The organism is Pseudomonas sp. BP8 (assembly GCF_017875955.1).
Taxonomy (GTDB): domain Bacteria; phylum Pseudomonadota; class Gammaproteobacteria; order Pseudomonadales; family Pseudomonadaceae; genus Aquipseudomonas.
This window is the reverse complement of record NZ_JAGINK010000001.1, coordinates 5,331,806-5,351,015: the sequence shown is the minus strand read 5'-3', so window position 1 is coordinate 5,351,015 and position 19,210 is coordinate 5,331,806. Positions and strand designations below refer to the sequence as shown.

Below are 19,210 nucleotides of genomic sequence, written 5' to 3'. Positions count from 1 at the left end.
CTCTATGATCCGTCGTACCTTGCCCGCCGTTCTCACCCTGTTGTTCAGCGCGCCGCTGCTGGCCGGGCAGCAAACGCTGTTCAGCTTCGTGCGTCCGGCCTCGGTGGTCAACGTGATCACCGCCGATGCGGGTATGCCGCAGTACAACGCGGAGCAAACGGCCGAAGGCGAGGTATTGCGGCGGGTGGTGTTCAACCCTGTCGAGCGGCCGACGCTGGGCTTGAGTCCGCAAAGCGGTGTCTGGGACTGGTCTGCCGGCCAGGCACTCACCTTGCGTCTGCAAAGCGCGATGGATTGGGCGCTGACGGTCGATGTCACGGTGCAGAGCAGCGATGGACGCACCCTCACCAGCCGCATCGACCTGCCCGCCGGGCCCGCCCAGACGGTCATGGTGCCACTGACGGCCAGCTCGCCGCTGAACCAGGGCATGCGTGCCGGGCCGCCGATGCCGTGGACGTATGAAGGGCAGCGCCTGCTGTTGACCAGCAGTGTCGGCGCGGTCGACCTCAAACAGGTGACATCGGTCACCCTGAGCATCCCCAAACCCAAGGTGGCGCAAAGCCTGCTGATCGAGAAGGTCGCTTTGCAGGATGACGACCTTGCGTTCAAGGCTGCCTATGCCGGCCTGATCGACGCCTACGGCCAGTCGACCCGCGCGCGATGGCCAGAAAAAATCGTCAGCGACGATCAGCTCAAGGCTGCCGACAGCCGTGAGCAGGCGCAGCTCAAGGGCTGGCTGGCGGAGCGTGGCAAACAGCAACTGGACAGCTACGGTGGCCTGCTGGCGGGCCCGGCGTTCGAGGCCAGCGGTTTTTTCCGTACCGAGAAGCGCGAGGGCCGCTGGTATCTGGTAACGCCTGATGGGCATCCGTTCTATTCGCTGGGTATCAATGCGGTGGCCGCCGATGGCGGGCGTACCTATGTGGCGGGGCGAGAGGGCATGTTCAGCGCCTTGCCCGCCGAGGGCGAGCCGCTGGCGGCCTATTATGGCGAGGGCAACAATGATGACGGCAATGCCTCCTCACAAGGGCGCAACTTCAAGAAAGGCCGCTGGTTCGACTTCTATGCCGCCAACTTGCAGCGCGGCTACGGCAAGGCCTGCCCTGCGCAGGTAGAAGGCCAGCCGCCTGTCACCTGCCCACCGGTGGCAGTCGATGCCGCGCGCTGGCAGGCGCACACCCTTGATCGCCTGCAGGCGTGGGGTTTCAACACCTTGGGTAACTGGAGCGACCCGGCGCTGGCGCTGGCCAAGCGCGTGCCATACACCTTGCCGTTGTCGATCGTCGGCGACTACGCCAGCATCAGCACCGGCATGGACTGGTGGGGGCGCATGCCCGATCCGTTCGACCCACGCTTTGCCATGGCGACCGAACGCGCCGTGGCCATTGCCGCCCGCGATCACCGCGATGATCCTTGGTTGATTGGCTATTTTGCCGACAACGAGTTGGCCTGGGCCGCGCCAGGGGATGATCCCAAAGCGCGTTACGGCCTGGCCTTCGGCACCTTGCGGCTGACCACCGATGTACCGGCCAAACGCGCCTTCCTCAAGCAACTGCGCGACAAATACCGCAACCAGGAAGGCTTGTCCAAGGCCTGGGGCATCGATCTGCAGGCCTGGGAGCTGATGGAAGACCCAGGGTTTGAGGCGCCGCTGCCCAATCCGGAGCATCCGGAAATCGAACGCGACTACCAGTACTTCCAGCAAGTGTTCGCCGACACTTATTTCAAGACCATTGCCGATTCACTGAACTGGCATGCCCCCAATCACCTGCTGCTGGGCGGACGCTTCGCCCTGAGCACGCCGGAGGCAGTCAAGGCCTGCGCCGAATTCTGCGATGTGCTGAGTTTCAACTTCTATACCCTCAAGCCTGACGACGGCTATGACTTCGCGCGCCTGGCCGAGCTGGACAAGCCACTGTTGGTGTCTGAGTTCCAGTTTGGCTCGCGTGATCGCGGTCCGTTCTGGCCTGGGCCGTTGGAGTTGCCGCGCGAGGAAGATCGCGCGCCCGCCTATGGCACCTTCCTCAAAGCCGCGTTCGCGCAGCCAATGATCGTCGGCGCGCATTGGTTCCAGTACCTCGACCAGCCAGCCAGCGGGCGTTTGCTCGATGGTGAGAATGGTCATCTCGGGCTGGTGGCTATCACTGACGTGCCCTACCCAGGCTTTGTCGACGCCGTGCGCCGCAGCAATCAACAGGTCATGGATGAACTGGGCAAGGCGCTCAGCAAGCCTGCTCCTTGAGCCTGAGCGGCACTGTGCAGCCCTTGTGCCAGCGACCTTGTGTCGGTACAGGACTGGGCAGTGGCCGCCGTTCGTCGGGGTCTAGCGGTGACCATCCAGCCTTATTCGGTTTGCAAATCCGTCAACTACTGAAACAATGCACGACTTTGTGGAAATCAGTCGTACGGAGAGCATGCGGTGCAGATCCAGGGTCACTATGAGCTGAAGTTCGAGGCGGTGCGCGAGGCATTCGCCGCGTTGTTCGAAGATACCCAGGAGCGTGGCGCGGCCCTGTGCATTCAGGTCGGCGGCGAGACCGTGATCGACCTGTGGGCCGGTAGCGCCGACAAGGACGGCCGTGAGGCCTGGCACAGCGATACCATCGCCAATCTGTTCTCCTGCACCAAGACCTTCACCGCCGTCACCGCCTTGCAACTGGTGGGTGAGGGCAAGCTGGCCCTGGATGCGCCGGTGGCGCGCTACTGGCCGGAGTTTGCCCAGGCCGGCAAGGCCACCGTCACCTTGCGCCAGTTGCTCAGCCACCGCGCGGGCCTGCCAGCGATCCGCGAATTGCTGCCGGCCGAGGCGCTTTACGACTGGCAGACCATGACTGGCGCCTTGGCCGCGGAAACCCCGTGGTGGACGCCTGGCACTGAACATGGCTACGCCGCCATTACCTACGGCTGGCTGATCGGCGAACTGATTCGTCGTGCCGATGGCCGCGGGCCTGGCGAGTCGATCGTGGCGCGCACGGCCAAGCCGCTGGGCCTGGACTTTCACGTTGGCCTGGCTGATGAAGAGTTTTACCGTGTGGCGCACATCGCCCGCGGCAAGGGCAACCCCGGTGATGCCGCTGCCCAGCGCTTGCTGCAGGTGACCCTGCGTGAACCCGAGGCGCTGTCGACCCGCGCCTTCACCAATCCACCGGCAATCCTCACCAGTACCAACAAGCCGGAGTGGCGCCGCATGCAGCAGCCGGCAGCCAATGGCCATGGCAACGCGCGCAGCCTGGCAGGGTTCTATGCCGGGCTGCTCGACGGCAGCCTGCTCGAGTCGGAACTGCTTGACGAACTGACCCGCGAGCACAGCCTCGGTCAGGATCGTACCTTGCTGACCCAGACCCGTTTCGGCCTGGGCTGCATGCTCGACCAGCCGACGGTGGCCAACGCCACCTTTGGTCTGGGTGCCAGGGCATTCGGCCATCCGGGAGCGGGCGGTTCGGTCGGTTTTGCCGACCCCGAGCACGATGTTGCCTTCGGCTTCGTCACCAATACCCTCGGGCCCTACGTGCTGATGGACCCGCGCGCGCAACAGCTGGTGCGGATACTTGGCACTTGCCTTTGATCGGGTAATGCGGGTATTGCCCCGACCCTTTGACTATCCTCAATGCCAACGCCTCGTCTGCGTGGGCAAAATTTCTTTCTAATTCATGGTGTATCGCTGATGTCTTCACATAAAACCTTAGCACTCGCCCTGTGCCTGGCCATGACCGGCTGCGCCAGCCACTCGCAGGATGCCAGCAAAGACAGCGCCATCAACTGGTGGCCATTCGGCGCCGACAAGGTGGCCGATCAGCAGGTGAAAGAGGCGGTTACCGAAAAGGTTGCCAAGGCCGACGCCAAATCCGACAGCAGCAGCCGCTGGTGGTGGCCTTTCGGCAGTGAAGACAAACAGGCCAAAGGCCCTGTCGTGCCGAAGATCGACCAGAAAGCCACCCAGGCCTGGCTTGACGAGTACGAGCCGAAACTGCGTGAAGCGGTCAAGGGCAGCAAGTTTGAAGTCGAGCGCCGTGAAGATTTGCTGGCGGTGACCATCCCGGTGGACGGTTCGTACAACCCGGACCGGCCGAACATGCTCTTGCCGGCAACCTTGGGGCCGATCACCCGCGTCGCCAAAGCGGTGGAAGTCGATAGCAAGACCGCTGTGCTGGTACTCGGCCATGCCGACAGCAGCGGTGTCGCCGCCGCCAACCAGAAGCTCAGCCTGGAGCGCGCCGCTTCGGTCTCGGCGATCTTCCGCCTCAGTGGCCTGCAGCGCGATCGCCTGACCCTCAAGGGCATGGGTTCGGTCATGCCGCGTGCAGCCAATGACAGCCTCGAAGGCCGTGCCTTGAACCGCCGCGTGGAAATGCTGCTGACCCCGCAGAACACCATGGTTGCCTTGCTCGCCAAGTATCAACAGGCAGCTCCCGCGCCGACCCCGGCTGCGCTGGTTGCCACCCAGGACGCCAAGGCCCCGGCTGCCAAGGCTGCGGCCAGCAAGCCTGCCGCAAAAGCCGCTGCCAAGCCGGCTGCGAAAAAGGCAGTCGCCAAAGCACCGGCGAAAAAGCCTGCAGTGAAGAAAGCCGCTGCCAAGCCTGCGGCGAAAAAGGCCGCTACCGACAAGAAAGTCGCCGCTAACAGCCCTGCGAAGAGCAACTGATCGTCAAGGATACGCAGCCATGACCCAATCCCTGGCCGATATGCGCCGCGACTACACCCGTGATGGCCTGGCTGAAGCCCAGGCCCCGGGCGAGCCGTTTGCCTTGTTCCATCAATGGTTCGCCGACGCGGTGAAGACCGAGCAGGCGCCGGTCGAAGCCAACGCCATGACCCTGGCCACTGTCGATGCGCACGGCCGTCCGCATTGTCGGGTGCTGTTGCTCAAAGGCCTCGACGCCCACGGCTTCACCTTCTTTAGCAACTACGACAGTGCCAAGGGCCAGCAACTGCTGAGCAACCCTTACGCTGCGATGACGTTCTTCTGGCCGGCGCTGGAGCGCCAGGTGCGTATTGAAGGACGGGTGGAGAAAGTCACGGCCAAGGAGTCGGATGACTACTACCAGGTGCGTCCACTGGGTAGCCGCTTGGGTGCGTGGGCGTCACCGCAAAGCCGGGTGATTACCAGCCGTGAAGAGCTGGAAGGGCTGGTCAAGGCAACCGAGGCACGCTTTTCCGAGACCCAGCCGCATTGCCCAGAGCACTGGGGCGGGTACCGCCTGCTGCCTGAGCGCATCGAGTTCTGGCAGGGTAGGGCGAGCCGCTTGCATGACCGCCTGAACTACCGTCTGCTCGATGATCAGTGGTCGCGCGAGCGCCTGGCCCCTTGATGTCGTTCGACCGCGCCTGTTCCAGGCGCGGCAGCTTCTTATAGGCGCCTTTGGCGTCGTTCTCTCCGGCCGGCGACGGTTGTCAGTAACGCGATGAAGTAATCCTGGGCAATTTCTTGTCTCACTATCAAGCGCCAGCACAGCGGCTGTACCTGCGCTGAATGAAAGCGACTTTATGATCTGCGTGTCGTGACAGCCGTCAGCCCGCGGAGTCTAATGGACACCTGACCTCTGGAGAATCAACCCATGCGTAAATCCGTTTTGCTGGTGGCGAGCTTCACCACCGTGTCGTTGTTGCTCGGCGGTTGTGCGTCGAGTCTGACCGGCGACAGCTATTCCCGTGATGAGGCCCGTCGCGTGCAAACCGTGCGCATGGGTACCATTGAGTCCTTGCGTCCGGTGAAGATCGAAGGCACCAAGACCCCAATTGGCGGCGGCGCAGGGGCCATCGTCGGTGGCGTCGCGGGCAGCGCGGTGGGTGGTGGTCGCGGCAGCATCGTCGCGGCGGTGATTGGTGCGGTGGCGGGTGGTCTGGCAGGTTCGGCTGCTGAAGAAGGGATTACCCGCACTCAGGGTGTCGAGATTACCGTGCGTGAGGACGACGGCAGCCCCCGCGCTTATGTGCAGGCGGTGCAGGAGAATGAGATCTTCCGCGTCGGCGAGCGGGTGCGGATCATGACCGTTGATGGCACCAGCCGCGTTAGTCACTGATCGCTGGGCTGATAAACAAAACCCCGACTTGGTAGCACCGGTCGGGGTTTTTTTATTGGGTAGCGGGGGGCACTTACGGCCTTCCTTCTTAAGGTCTTCTGAAATTGCATCTGGCTTTAGGAGGCCGTGGCTTTTGCGCAGCCCTTTGCGCCCTGTCCGGCGCCCCGGCAACGTGACCCGCAAACACAGCGCCAGTCTTGAGGCATGCGCGGTCAGTGTGGGAGCGGCCTTGTGTCGCGAAATGAGGGCGCAGCCCTCACCGGCACCACATCCAGATACGAGCCGTTCGTCCACTGCAATCCGGTCACGACTCCCTCGGGTTCATCCCACCCATTGCGCTTAAGAAAACATGCAGGCCTGCTAAGGAAAACCGGCGATTACCCGCCTTGGGGTTGTGTGTGGTTGTGGTTCAGCGGGTGAGGGCTTCGCCCTCATTTCGCGACACAAGGCCGCTCCCACAGAGACCGCGCCAGGTTGAGATTCAAAGCAAGACAGTTCTCCCACTAGGTACGATGCATACCTTCGAAGGACCGCCGCCCGTCCCCAGCATCGCGGGCGTTAAACTCAGGCGTTGACTCCAAGAATATCCCGCGCCACCGCCTCAGCAATGCGAATCCCATCGACACCCGCCGACAGAATCCCGCCCGCATATCCAGCCCCTTCACCCGCCGGGAACAGCCCCTTCAGATTCAGGCTCTGGTACGTCGCATCACGGGTAATCCGCAGCGGCGATGAGGTGCGAGTCTCGATCCCGGTCAACACTGCGTCATGCAGGTTGTAACCCTTGATCTGTCGATCGAACGCGGGCAGCGCCTCGCGGATCGCTTCGATGGCGAAGGCCGGAAGGCTCTCGGCCAGATCCAGCAGGGTTACCCCAGGCTTGTACGACGGCTCGACACTGCCCAACGCGGTCGATGGCCGCCCAGCGACAAAGTCACCGACCAATTGCGCCGGTGCTTGGTAGTTGCTGCCACCCATCACATAGGCATGTGCCTCGAGACGCTCTTGCAACTCGATGCCGGCCAGTGGGCCACCCGGATAATCGCGCTCTGGGTCGATACCGACAACGATGCCCGAGTTGGCGTTGCGCTCGTTACGCGAGTATTGGCTCATGCCATTGGTGACGACCCGGCCTGGTTCGCTGGTCGCGGCAACCACGGTGCCGCCCGGGCACATGCAGAAGCTATAGACCGAGCGGCCGTTCTTGGCGTGGTAGACCAGCTTGTAGTCGGCGGCACCGAGTTTCGGATGGCCGGCGTATTTGCCCAGACGCGCCTTGTCGATGAGGGTTTGCGGATGCTCGATGCGGAAACCGATCGAAAACGGCTTGGCTTCCATGAACACGCCCTTGCCATGCAGCATGCGGAAGGTGTCACGGGCGCTGTGCCCCAGCGCCAGCACGACATGGCGTGAGTGCAGCTGTTCGCCGCTGTCGAGGACCACGCCGGTGAGCTGCTCACCGTCGACGAGCAGGTCGCTGACCTTTTGCTCGAAGCGGACTTCGCCGCCCAGGGCGATGATCTCTGCGCGCATGTTCTCGACCATACCGGTCAGGCGGAAGGTACCGATGTGTGGCTTGTTGATGTAAAGGATCTCGTCCGGCGCCCCGGCCTTGACGAACTCTTCCAGCACCTTGCGGCCGTGGTGCAGCGGGTCCTTGATCTGGCTGTACAGCTTGCCGTCGGAGAACGTGCCGGCGCCGCCTTCGCCAAATTGCACGTTGGACTCTGGGTTGAGCACGCTTTTACGCCACAGGCCCCAGGTATCCTTGGTGCGCTGGCGCACTTCCTTGCCGCGCTCGAGGACAATCGGCTTGAAGCCCATCTGCGCCAGAAGCAGGCCTGCGAAGATGCCACAAGGGCCGAAGCCGACTACCAGTGGCCTTTGCTCGAGGTCGGCGGGTGCCTGGCCGACGTACTTGTAAGTGACGTCAGGCGCGACAGTGATGTTGTGATCGTCGGCGAACCGGGCCAGCAGCTCTGCTTCGTTGCTGGCCTCAAGGTCGATGGTATAGATGAACAGCAGTTCGCTGTTCTTCTTGCGCGCGTCGTAGCTGCGCTTGAACAGGTTGAAGCCGAGCAGTTGCTCATCCGCGATCCCCAGACGCTGGACGATGGCCTCGCGCAGGGCCTCATCGGGATGGTCCAGGGGCAGCTTCAGTTCGGTGATTCGTAGCATGGCAAGGTCCAATATCCCGGCCATGGGCGGCCGGCGGCTTCACATAAACCGCCAAGTATAAGCTGTTCGCCGCCCTGGCAGGCAGGATAAAAGTGGCCGATGATCAGTTGTCCCGCGCACCGCCGTAGTAGCCGCAGCCTTGCAGGGTCTTGCCATCGATGCGCAGTTCGGCGCGCAGGTGCCGTACGGCGCCTGTGGCGCTGTCGACGCAACGCTGTGGTGCGACCCACAGCTCGACCGTTTGGCCATTGGCTTCGCTGGACAGGGTCAGGCCGCCGCCAGGGATCTGCTCTTCGAGGAAGGGCAGCGGCAATGGCTCCTGGCCGACGCGGTTGAGCACCATGCCTTTGCCGCTGGCCTTGATGTCCCACTCAGGTTCGTGGCCGTTGGCACGCAGGGTCAGTTGCTTGAAGTTGGGGTCTTCACAGGCTCTGGTGGAAGACTCCAGGCGATACAGCCGGCGCACGTCGAGCTGACCGTCGGTGTTGGCTTGTTTGGCGCCGGTAAGGCGGGCGCGGACGTCGGCGAACAGCGTGTCGCCGGCGCTGTCGGCCAGGTTCGAGGCTTCCTGCAGGATGCCGGTGGCGCCTGCATCGTTGACCACGAAGTGGCGGCTCTCGGTGCAGGGCTTGAACAGCAGTTGACCGCCACTGGCGCTCAACTCGCCCTGCATGCGCGTGGTGCCGATATCAGGATCGGTCGGCGTGTCCGCCAGCATCTGGCAGCCGGCGAACAAGGGCAGCAAGGTGGCGAGCAGCAGGGGAGGGGTGAGGCGCATGGATGAAGCTCCGGGGTCGCAGCGGATGAAGTGGGCACGTTACCGAGCATGCTTGCCGATCACAAGTTTGCTGTGTCAGCGGGGGCCTCTTCGCGGGGCAAGCCCGCTCCTACAGGTCCTGAGGCGCTCACAAAAACCTGTAGGAGCGGGCTTGTCCCGCGAAGAGGCCGGTACTGCCAATGCAAAGCGCAGGGCGTAGCCCTGCCAGCCACCCCACAAATCCGCTGGTAAATAAACAAAGCGAGAGCGCAGCGATTCGCCAGCCGTTGCCCTGGCTGTTGATCTTGATCTGGCTCTTGATCTACAGCGACTTCAGGAGGCCGAGCGCAGGTCTTGCGCAGGGAGGTGGAGGCCATGGATGGCCGGAAAGCGCTGAGGCCCAGGAGGGGCCGTACAGCGCGGTCCTCCCGGAGCAAGACCGGAGCGCGGGAACCCGTAGCGCAGCGAAGGGCCGTTTGATGGAGCCAAGACCTTTTTGGTTATTTTTTGGCTGGGCCGGCACACCGGGGGCGTTTGCCAAAAAGTGACCCGCCGTAAGGGCGCAAGGGGCCAGAAAAGTCACCCCATCAAATGGATAAGCCCACAACCCAAAAGCCACACCCCACAAGCCCCAGAACCACAGCCAAGCCCCCGCCAATTCGTAAACAACCTGAAAAAGGGTCCGAAGGCCCTTTCTGTGTCACGCAGTCGATCACCCCCCGAGATACGCGTCGCGCACCTTCGGATCACTCAACAGCGCTTCCCCGGTACCCTGCATCACCACGTGGCCGTTCTCCAGCACATAGGCGCGGTCAGCAATCTTCAGTGCCTGGTTCGCGTTCTGTTCGACCAGGAACACCGTCACACCATCCCGGCGCAGTTGTTCGATGATGTCGAAGATCTGCTGAATGATGATCGGTGCCAGCCCCAGCGACGGCTCGTCGAGCAGCAGCAGCTTGGGTTTGCTCATCAGCGCCCGGCCGATGGCGAGCATCTGCTGCTCGCCACCGGACATGGTCCCGCCACGCTGCACATAACGCTCTTTCAGGCGCGGAAACAGCTCGAGGACCTTGTCCAGCTGCGCCTGATAATCGCCCTTGTCGGTGAAGAAGCCACCCATCGCCAGGTTTTCCTCGACCGTCAGCCGAGCAAACACCCGGCGCCCCTCGGGAACCACCGCAATACTCTTGCGCATGATGTGCGAGGACGGCTGGCCGACCAGCTCTTCCCCCAGGTACTTGATACTGCCGCTGTGCGCCTGTGGCGAGCCACAGAGAGTCATCAGCAGGGTCGACTTGCCCGCACCGTTGGCACCGATCAGGGTGACGATTTCGCCCTGGTTGATCTCCACGTTGACGCTGTGCAGCGCCTGGATCTTGCCGTAGAAGGTGGAAACGTTTTCGAACTTGAGCATTTACGCTTCCCCCAGGTAAGCCTTGATCACTTCAGGATTGCCACGGATCTCTTCCGGCGTGCCATCGGCCAGGGGCGTGCCCTGGTTGATCACGACGATATGGTCAGAGATGCTCATCACCAGCTTCATGTCGTGCTCGATCAGCAGCACGGTCACGTCGTGGGATTCACGCAAGTAGGCGATCAGGGCCTTGAGGTCTTCGGTTTCCCGCGGGTTGAGGCCCGCTGCTGGCTCGTCGAGCATGATGATCCGCGGTTGCGTCATCATGCAGCGGGCAATTTCCAGGCGGCGCTGCTGGCCGTAGGCGAGGGTGCCGGCGGTGCGGTTGGCAAACTCGGTCAGGTTGACCTTCTCCAGCCAGTACTGCGCTCGCTCCATCGCCTCGCGTTCGCTGCGGCGAAAGCCCGGTGTCTTGAACAGGCCTGCGAAGAAGTTGGTATTCAAGTGCCGGTGCTGGGCGATCAGGAGATTTTCCAGTGCGGTCATTTCCTTGAACAGGCGTACGTTCTGGAAGGTCCGCACCACACCCTTGCGAGCGATCTGATGGCCGGCCAGGCCCTGGATTGGCTGGCCATCGAGCAAGATGGTGCCGCCACTGGGCTTGTAGAAGCCGGTCAGGCAGTTGAACACCGTGGTCTTGCCGGCGCCGTTCGGGCCGATCAGCGCCACCACTTGCTTTTCCTTGACGGTCAGGGCCACGCCGTTGACCGCCAACAAGCCGCCGAAGCGCATGCTCAGGCCGCTGACTTGCAGAATTTCGCGGCTCATCGACGCAGCTCCAAATGTGGACGTTGCATAGGCAGCAGGCCTTGCGGACGCCAGATCATCATCAACACCATCAGCGCACCGAACATCAGCATCCGGTATTCGCTGAACTCACGCATCAGCTCTGGCAGCAGGATCATCACGATGGCCGCGAGAATCACGCCCAACTGTGAGCCCATGCCGCCCAGCACGACGATGGCGAGGATGATCGCCGACTCGATGAAGGTAAACGACTCCGGTGTCACCAGCCCTTGTCGCGCGGCAAAGAAGCTACCGGCGAAACCGGCGAACGCAGCACCCAGGGTGAAGGCCGACAGTTTGATCACGGTCGGATTCAGGCCCAGTGCACGGCAGGCGATTTCGTCCTCGCGCAAGGCTTCCCAGGCGCGGCCGATCGGCATGCGCAGGAGGCGGTTGATCACGAACAGCGCGCCCAAGGCGAGCAGCAGGGCCACCAGGTAGAGGAAGATGACCTTGTTGATCGAGTTGTAGGGCAGGCCGAAGAACTCGTGGAAGGTCTGCATCCCCTCGGCGGCGCGACGCTCGAACGACAGGCCGAAGAAGGTCGGCTTGGGGATGTTGCTGATACCGTTGGGGCCGCCGGTGAGGTCGGTGAGGTTACGCAGGAACAGCCGGATGATCTCGCCGAAACCCAGGGTCACGATCGCCAGGTAGTCACCGCGCAGACGCAACACGGGGAAACCCAGGAGGAAGCCGAAGGTGGCTGCCATCAGGCCGGCGAGTGGCAGGCAGATCCAGAAGCTCAGCCCGTAGTAATGCGAGAGCATGGCGTAGCTGTAGGCGCCCACGGCATAGAAGCCGACGTAGCCCAGGTCGAGCAGGCCCGCCAAACCGACCACGATGTTCAGGCCGAGGCCGAGCATGACGTAGATCAGGATCAGCGTGGCGATGTCGACCGCGCCGCGCGAGCCGAAGAACGGCCATACCAGCGCCACCACGATCAGGCCGAGGATGATCCAGCGCTGGGTCTTGGGCAGGGTGAGGAAGTTGCTCACCGCCGGCGAGATCAGCTTGCGGTCCGAACCTCGGGCGGTCACGGCGCTCCACTGCTTGTCGAACAGCACCCGCAGGAACATCAGCACCGAGCACACGGCAATCACCGTGAGGGTGAACGGGCCTTGGCTGTGGACGATCAGGCTGATGCCGTCGATGCTCAGCTTCAGGCCCAGTACCGGGAAGGCCACGGCCCAGACCAGCAAGGCGCTGAAGAACGCCTGTTTGATATTTTTGTTCATACTTTTTCAACCTCCGGACGGCCCAGAATGCCGGTCGGCCGGAACAGCAGCACGAGAACCAAAAGACCGAACGCCACCACATCCTTGTACTGGTCGCCGAAGATGTCGGCACCAAAGGCTTCGGCCACGCCCAGCACCAGCCCACCGAGCATCGCTCCCGGAATACTGCCGATGCCACCCAGTACCGCCGCGGTAAAGGCCTTGAGGCCTACCAGGAAGCCGGCGTTGGGGTTGATCACGCCGTACTGCATGCTCAACAGCACGGCCGCCACCGCTGCCAGCGCGGCACCGATGACGAAGGTCAGGGCAATGATGTTGTTGGTGTTGATGCCCAGCAGGTTGGCCATCTTGATGTCCTCGGCGCAGGCGCGGCAGGCGCGGCCCAGGCGAGAGCGGGAGATGAACAGGGTCAGCAGGGTCATGGCCACCAGGGTGACGACAAACACCAGGATCTGCATGTAGGAAATCAGGACTTCTTCCGCGCCGCCCGGGCCGAAGGAGATACTCCCCGGGATCAGGTTAGGGATGGATTTGTCCTTGGAATCCTGTGACAGCAGCACGGTGTTCTGCAGGAAGATCGACATGCCGATAGCAGAAATCAGCGGGATCAGGCGGTTGCTGTTGCGCAGGGGGCGGTAGGCAACGCGCTCGATACTGTAGCCATAGGCACTGGTAACGAAGATCGTGGCAACGAAGGCCACGGTCATCAGGATCGGCAGCGAATGAATACCCATCATGGCCAGCCCGGCGAGGGCAATGAACGCCACGTAGGATCCGATCATGTACACCTCGCCGTGGGCGAAGTTGATCATGCCAATGATGCCGTACACCATCGTGTAGCCGATGGCGATCAAGGCATAGGTGCTGCCGATGGTCAATCCATTAACCAGTTGTTGGAAGAAATGGTAGATCTCAGGCATTACAGCGCTCCTAAAAACCTGATTTGCATTCGCTGGCAGGGGGGTAACCCGGCCCGCCTCGTGGTCTGTGCACGATGGCTGGGCGCGGCCAGTGAACCGCGGTTGACGGTTTTAAGATTTTCAGGTGGGGCGGCTGCCGGATCGCGGCAATCGGGCCCATGAACCTCGTAAAACAAAGCCCACTGCTCGCACAGTGGGCTTTTACGGTCAGCTATTAGTCACGCAGTTACTGAGGGGAGACTTCGGTCTTCGGCTTGCCGAAGTGCCATTCGTAGACCACGAACTTGAAGTCTTTCAGGTCGCCCTTGGCGTCGTACGACAGGTCGCCGGTCGGGGTCTTGAAGGTGCCGGCGTGAATGGCTTCTGCCACCTTGTCGGTGTCTTCGGACTTGGCCGCCTTGATACCTTCGGCGATCAGCTGCACTGCCGAGTAGGCCGGGAACACGAACGGGCCGCTTGGGTCCTTGCCGTCAGCCTTGATGGCGTCGGCGATGGCCTTGTTCGCAGGGTCCTGGTCGAAGGACTTCGGCAGGGTGACCAGCAGGCCTTCGGAAGCGCCCTGGGCGATCTGCGAGATGGAGTCGTTGCCGACGCCTTCCGGGCCCATGAACTTGGCTTTCAGGCCTTTTTCCTGGGCTTGGCGCAGGATCAGGCCCAGCTCTGGGTGGTAGCCGCCGTAGTAGACGAAGTCGACGTTGGCTTGCTTGAGCTTCTGGATAATCGAGGAGAAGTCCTTGTCGCCGGCGTTCAGGCCTTCGAACACGGCAACCTTGGTGCCTTTGCCTTCCAGGGTCTGCTTGACCGCGGTGGCGATGCCTTCACCGTATTGCTGCTTGTCGTGCAGAACGGCAACGACCTTCGGCTTGACGTGGTCGGCGATGTAGTTGCCGGCGGCCGGGCCTTGGGCGCTGTCCAGGCCGATGGTGCGGAACACCAGCTTGTAGCCACGGGCGGTGATTTCCGGGCTGGTGGCGGCGGGGGTGATCATGATCACGCCTTCGTCTTCGTAGATGTCGGACGCAGGCTGAGTAGAGCTGGAGCACAGATGGCCAATGACGTACTTGACGCCGTCGTTGACCACTTTGTTGGCGACTGCCACGGCCTGTTTCGGGTCGCAGGCGTCGTCGTATTCCTTGGCTTCAAGCATTTTCCCATCAACACCGCCCTTGGCGTTGATGTCCTTGATGGCCTGTTTGGCGCCGATGAACTGCATGTCGCCGTACTGGGTAACGGGACCCGTCTTCGGACCGGCAATACCGATCTTGATGGTGTCGGCGGCAAACGAATGGCTGGCAACCCCGGCCAGTACCATTGCGGCGAACAGCTTGGAAATCTTGATCATTAGTGCTCCACTCATTCTGTTGTAATTCTTATAGTCCTGGAGGCCAGGGCTACAGACCGGGCGGGATTTGCGGCATGGCCATGCCAACCGCAAGCCCACCTTCCCCCGGAACATGTCCCGGAACTGTACCGGTACAGTGTAGAGCGCTGTTCGAGCGCTTGAAAAGCGGGTAAAAAGCGCCTGTTTCGCGGGGTGTCGCGTGATCGACAGAAAGATACAGAAAGGCGCCATTAAAGTGCCTGCATCTCTGGACCCACCCCACAACTACGGGACCCATCGACCAAATTACGTATTTGAAACCGGGTTTTTCTGCAAAAATACCGGCCTTTTTAATTGGCCGATTTTTGCCGGTAGGAACCCATGACTGATCAAGTAAGCACCCTCTATGCCAAATTGCTCGGCGAGACCGCAATCATCGAGTGGAAGGCGTTGGAGCGTTTCTGGGCGAAGGGTGACCTGATTTGGGTCGACCCCGATCTGGACCTGATTACGGTGGCTGCGGCAATGGCCGACAATCGCAGTGAAATCTTCGCCAAGTGGCGCGGTGATGGCGCTGTGGGCACGCTGTCGGCGGAGCAGGCCCTAGACCTGCAGACCCGCGATCCAGAGATCTGGGCTGTGGTGGTATCGCCGTTTGTGGTGATGCAGGAGAAGAAAGGCAAATAATGCTGCGCTTTTTTGGTGCGCAAAAATACGCACCTGCATCGGATTGGTGCGCGTTGACGTGCACGTAAGGTGGAAGTAAGTAACATCACCCTGCCCATTCGGCACAGCGGTAACAGTTTACGTAATGCGTAATGGGTCGTATGGCGGCCGCGTGCCTGAGTCTTCGTTTTGATAGGGAGTCGTTCATGAGTACTGCACTGCCTGCGTTGGGCTTCGCCGGAATCGGTCTGATGGGTTTGCCGATGTGCCGGCGGCTGTTGGCGGCGGGTTATCCGCTGACGGTGTGGAACCGTAGCCCGGAGAAGTGCGCCGAACTGGTCGCCGCTGGCGCCCGCTTGGCCGCGAGCCCGGCCGAGCTGTGCCGCGATGCCGAGTTGGTGCTGCTGTGCCTGGCCGACACTGGGGTGGTGCGTGAGGTGGTGTTTGCCGAGCAGGGCATCGCCGAGGGCGCTCGCCGCGGACAACTGCTGATCGACTTGTCCAGCCTGGAGCCGACGGCGACCCGCGAGATGGCCGCTGAGTTGGACGCGTTGTGCGGCATGGGCTGGGTGGATGCGCCAGTGTCTGGCGGTACGCCGGGGGCGGAGGCCGGCACCCTGGCAATCATGGTCGGCGGCGAGGCCGATGAAGTGGCCCGTGCACGCCCGGTGCTGTTGACCCTTGGTCAGCGCGTCACGCACATGGGCGCTGTTGGTGCAGGGCAAGTAACCAAGGCCTGCAACCAGATGATCGTCGCTTGCAACGCCTTGGTGATTGCCGAAGTGGTGGCGCTGGCCGAGCAGTCCGGGGTCGAAGCGAGCCTGATCGCCGAAGCGCTGGCCGGCGGTTTCGCTGATTCCAAGCCGCTGCAGATTCTCGCGCCGCAGATGGCCGAGAGCCGTTTCGAGCCGATCAAGTGGCACGTGCGAACCTTGCTCAAGGATCTCGATACTGCGGTGAAGTTCTCCCGCGAGCAGGGCTCAGCGACCCCGCTCAGTGGCCTCGCCGCGCAACTGATGCGCTTGCACGGTAGCCAGGGCTATCTGGAAAAAGATCCGGCGACCTTGGTAGAGCAGTATCGGCACAAGGGTTGAAGTCGTTGTCCTGGCGATCAAGGCGCTCGAGCACCGGGCGCAGGTCGGCCAGCGGTACGGGACGGCTGAGCAGGTAGCCCTGTAGAAAGTCGCAGCCGTGGGCAGCGAGGAATTCGTGTTGCTCGACTGTCTCCACGCCTTCGGTCACCACCTTGAGATGCAGGGTGTGCGCCATCATGATGATTGCCTGGACGATCTCGCGGTCTTTCTGGCTGGCAGGTACGTCCTGGATGAACGAGCGGTCGATCTTAAGCACGTCGAGCGGCAGGCGCTTGAGGTAAGCCAGCGACGAATAGCCCGTGCCGAAGTCGTCGATCGACAGTGCGACGCCTTGACTGCGAATGCGCTTGAGCAGATTGATCACGCGGTGGATGTCGCCCATCAGCGCGTTCTCGGTGACCTCCAACTCCAGTTGCCAGGGCGACAGCCCCGCGTGGAACAGGGCCATCTCCACGTCGCTTGCCAGCTCCTCGCGGGCCAAGGTCAGCGCCGAGCAGTTGACCGTGACCTTGAGGCTGGCATAGCCATGGCGGTTGAGCTGGGCCAGGTCCTCACACGCGCGGCGCAGCACCCACAGGTCGAGGTCGGCGATCAGGCCATTGGCTTCGGCAATGCCGATGAAGCGGTTCGGGCCCAGCAGACCGTGCTGTGGGTGTTGCCAGCGAACCAAGGCTTCGAGCTTGGCTACTTGGCCGCTGCGCAGGTCGAAAATCGGCTGGTAGTGCACGCACAGGCCGCGTTCTTCGAGAAGGGCGATGCGTAGCTCTTCTTCCAGCTGCAGCTCGAGGGTCGCGCGGGTGCGCAGACTGCTGTTGAAGAAATTCAGGTTGTTACGCCCGCAGCCCTTGGATTGGTAAAGCGCCAAGTCAGCGTTTTTCAGCAGCTCTTCGCTGTTGCGCCCGTCATCGGGATAGATACTGATGCCAATGCTGGTGGTCATGACCATGCGCCGCCCGCCGAGGTCGATGGGGTCTTTCATGCGTTGCATGATGCGCAGCGCCAGGTGGCGGGCTTCGTCGCGGTTGTTCAGGCTGGTGACGATGCAGAATTCGTCGCCGCCGAAGCGGGCGACCAGGTCCTGGTTGCGAGTGGCAGCCTTGATGTGGTCGGCGATCACTTTGAGCAGGTCATCGCCCGCGGCATGGCCGAGGCTGTCATTGATGCGTTTGAAGTGATCGATATCGAGAAACATCACGGCCAGCATGCCCTCGTTGGCCGCTTGTTCGGCGAGGCGCTCGGCAAAGACCTGATTGAACCCGCGACGGTTGATCAGGTTGGTCAGGGCATCGTAGTGAGCGGCTTGCTGCAGTGATACGCGGGCCTGGTCGAGTTGGCTGAGCAGTTCGCTGACCCGGCGCAGGTCGTGTTCCTTGCTTTGCAGCTTCTTGTCGGCAAGCGCGGCACTGATGCTGCTGGCGCTGATCAGCAGGGTGATGCAGGCGATGGTCAGGCCCAATTGCAGGCTGTTGTCGCTGGTCGGCAGGTTCAGCGAGGCACCTGCCGGGATGACCAGGGTCATGGCGGCCATGCCGATGAAGTGCGTGCCGAAGATACCGGCGGCCATCAGCAGGCTGGCGCCGTATTTCATGGCCAGGTGCAGAGTCCCGCTGCCTTTGCGAAAGTACCGTGCCATCAGCAGGGCTATCAGGCTGGCGGCGATGGCAACGCCCAGCGAGGCGAGCAGTAAACCGCCTTGATAGTACTGCTGGGCGTTGGTCTGCAGCGCGGCCATGCCGACATAGTGCATCAGGGTGATGCCGAAACCGATGAACACTGCGGCTTGCAGGTAATGACGCGGGCGCATGTCGCGGCGATCGAGGCTGTTCATGGCCAGCCAGGCGGCACACAGGGCGAGCAGCAGCGAGAGGCCGGTCAGTGGCACGTCGTAGTGAATTTCCAGTGGGGCGCGGAACGCCAGCATGCTGATGAAGTGCATGGCCCAGATTCCACCGGCCAGGCAGCAGGCGCCTAGTACGCGCCATTGGCGGCGGGCGGCGGGGTGTTCGCTGTGGCTTTGGCGTTCGGCCATGTCGAGGGTGGCGAATGAGGCTGCACAGACCACTACATAGGCTAACGCAACCAGAAAGGGCTCATGTTGGCAATCGAGTAAGATCTGGCCGGAGGCCGGCGCCTCGGCGAACACTTGCAGTCCCAGCCAATCCATAGCTTGCCTCTTCTTCGAGCCTGCACGCGTCCCCCGAAGAAGACTGTTCAGCCTGCAGTATAGGAAGAGGTGCTTATACCTTCATGATTAATGGCAATTTGCTCTCTATGATTTGGATATGAGGGTGATAGCTAAGTGGTCTAAAAGGTGATCTCTGTGGTGAGTTTGGGCCGCTTCGGGGTGGTGCGCGGGGCAACGGGCAGGTTCTTTATGGGTTGCCGGGGGCTATGGGGCTTGTAGGTTGGGGGCTCGGGGAGGACCTCCACTCGGCCTCCTGAAGTCGCGAAGTTACGGGTGGCGTCTGGGCTGGCGTTGTTTTGATAGTGACAGGCGCGGTGGATATTCGGGCCTCTTCGCGGGGCAAGCCCGCTCCTACAGGATTTGCGCCGAATTCAAAATTTGCTCAATCCCTGTAGGAGCGGGCTTGTCCCGCGAAGAGGCCGGTACTGCCAACGCAAATCGCAGGGCGCAGCCCTGCCATGTCGCACCACAAATCCGCTCGTAAACAAACAAAGCGAGAGCGCAGCGATTCGCCTGCCGTTGCAGTGGCTGTTGATCTTGATCTTGATCTTGCTCTTGATCTACCAGCGACTTCAGGAGGCCGAGCGCAGGTCTTGCGCAGGGAGGTGGAGGCCATGGATGGCCGGAAAGCGCT

The 19,210-nt window shown here is 62.1% G+C and carries 15 protein-coding genes; 7 read left to right on the top strand and 8 right to left on the bottom strand.

The window, feature by feature from the left end; all coding sequences use genetic code 11:
* The first annotated feature begins 4 nt into the window (after positions 1–4).
* The 5 genes from J3B00_RS23380 to J3B00_RS23360 all read left to right on the top strand — a co-directional run bounded on the left by J3B00_RS23380 (position 5) and on the right by J3B00_RS23360 (position 6,020).
* Positions 5–2,242, top strand: a complete 2,238-nt coding sequence (locus J3B00_RS23380) for a beta-agarase (RefSeq protein WP_209872652.1) — start codon at positions 5–7, stop codon at positions 2,240–2,242.
* A 177-nt stretch (positions 2,243–2,419) separates the two neighbouring features.
* Positions 2,420–3,565 carry a serine hydrolase domain-containing protein gene (locus J3B00_RS23375; protein WP_209872649.1) on the top strand — a complete coding sequence of 382 codons (1,146 nt, stop codon included), beginning with the start codon at positions 2,420–2,422 and terminating at the stop codon, positions 3,563–3,565.
* A 99-nt stretch (positions 3,566–3,664) separates the two neighbouring features.
* A complete protein-coding gene (locus J3B00_RS23370; RefSeq protein ID WP_209872646.1) occupies positions 3,665–4,642 on the top strand; it encodes an OmpA family protein in 978 nt (325 codons plus the stop codon).
* Positions 4,643–4,661: 19 nt separating this feature from the next.
* Positions 4,662–5,309, top strand: a complete 648-nt coding sequence (pdxH, locus tag J3B00_RS23365) for a pyridoxamine 5'-phosphate oxidase (RefSeq protein WP_209872642.1) — start codon at positions 4,662–4,664, stop codon at positions 5,307–5,309.
* 246 nt (positions 5,310–5,555) lie between these two features.
* The gene (locus tag J3B00_RS23360) at positions 5,556–6,020 is read left to right on the top strand and encodes a glycine zipper 2TM domain-containing protein (protein ID WP_209872639.1); all 465 of its coding nucleotides are present in this window, start codon (positions 5,556–5,558) and stop codon (positions 6,018–6,020) included.
* A gap of 564 nt (positions 6,021–6,584) precedes the next feature.
* Here J3B00_RS23360 and J3B00_RS23355 read toward each other — a convergent pair.
* The 7 genes from J3B00_RS23355 to J3B00_RS23325 form a co-directional block, all read right to left on the bottom strand.
* Positions 6,585–8,198 (bottom strand): NAD(P)/FAD-dependent oxidoreductase, encoded by a 1,614-nt coding sequence (locus tag J3B00_RS23355; protein WP_209872636.1) that lies wholly within the window; start codon positions 8,196–8,198, stop codon positions 6,585–6,587.
* Between the two features lie 103 nt (positions 8,199–8,301).
* Positions 8,302–8,976 carry a hypothetical protein gene (locus J3B00_RS23350; protein ID WP_209872633.1) on the bottom strand — a complete coding sequence of 225 codons (675 nt, stop codon included), beginning with the start codon at positions 8,974–8,976 and terminating at the stop codon, positions 8,302–8,304.
* A gap of 691 nt (positions 8,977–9,667) precedes the next feature.
* Complete coding sequence (locus J3B00_RS23345) at positions 9,668–10,369, bottom strand: ATP-binding cassette domain-containing protein (RefSeq protein WP_209872630.1); 702 nt, start codon at positions 10,367–10,369, stop codon at positions 9,668–9,670.
* The gene (gene livG, locus J3B00_RS23340; protein WP_209872627.1) at positions 10,370–11,137 is read right to left on the bottom strand and encodes a high-affinity branched-chain amino acid ABC transporter ATP-binding protein LivG; all 768 of its coding nucleotides are present in this window, start codon (positions 11,135–11,137) and stop codon (positions 10,370–10,372) included.
* The gene (locus J3B00_RS23335) at positions 11,134–12,390 is read right to left on the bottom strand and encodes a high-affinity branched-chain amino acid ABC transporter permease LivM (protein ID WP_209872624.1); all 1,257 of its coding nucleotides are present in this window, start codon (positions 12,388–12,390) and stop codon (positions 11,134–11,136) included. The genes livG and J3B00_RS23335 overlap by 4 nt, the downstream gene beginning before the upstream one ends.
* Positions 12,387–13,310, bottom strand: a complete 924-nt coding sequence (gene livH / locus J3B00_RS23330; RefSeq protein ID WP_086977869.1) for a high-affinity branched-chain amino acid ABC transporter permease LivH — start codon at positions 13,308–13,310, stop codon at positions 12,387–12,389. Before livH ends, J3B00_RS23335 begins: the two co-directional genes overlap by 4 nt.
* 226 nt (positions 13,311–13,536) lie before the next feature.
* On the bottom strand, positions 13,537–14,652 hold the full coding sequence (locus J3B00_RS23325; protein WP_209872621.1) for a branched-chain amino acid ABC transporter substrate-binding protein: 1,116 nt from the start codon (positions 14,650–14,652) through the stop codon (positions 13,537–13,539).
* 360 nt (positions 14,653–15,012) lie between these two features.
* On the opposite strand from J3B00_RS23325, the gene J3B00_RS23320 reads away from it, so the two are divergent.
* Both J3B00_RS23320 and J3B00_RS23315 read left to right on the top strand, forming a co-directional pair.
* Positions 15,013–15,318, top strand: a complete 306-nt coding sequence (locus J3B00_RS23320; RefSeq protein ID WP_209872618.1) for a DUF2288 domain-containing protein — start codon at positions 15,013–15,015, stop codon at positions 15,316–15,318.
* 185 nt (positions 15,319–15,503) lie between these two features.
* Positions 15,504–16,391 (top strand): NAD(P)-dependent oxidoreductase, encoded by an 888-nt coding sequence (locus tag J3B00_RS23315; protein WP_209872615.1) that lies wholly within the window; start codon positions 15,504–15,506, stop codon positions 16,389–16,391.
* On the opposite strand, the gene J3B00_RS23310 is transcribed toward J3B00_RS23315, so the two are convergent.
* A complete protein-coding gene (locus tag J3B00_RS23310) occupies positions 16,291–18,555 on the bottom strand; it encodes an EAL domain-containing protein (protein WP_209872612.1) in 2,265 nt (754 codons plus the stop codon). The genes J3B00_RS23315 and J3B00_RS23310 overlap by 101 nt on opposite strands.
* Between the last annotated feature and the right edge of the window lie 655 nt (positions 18,556–19,210).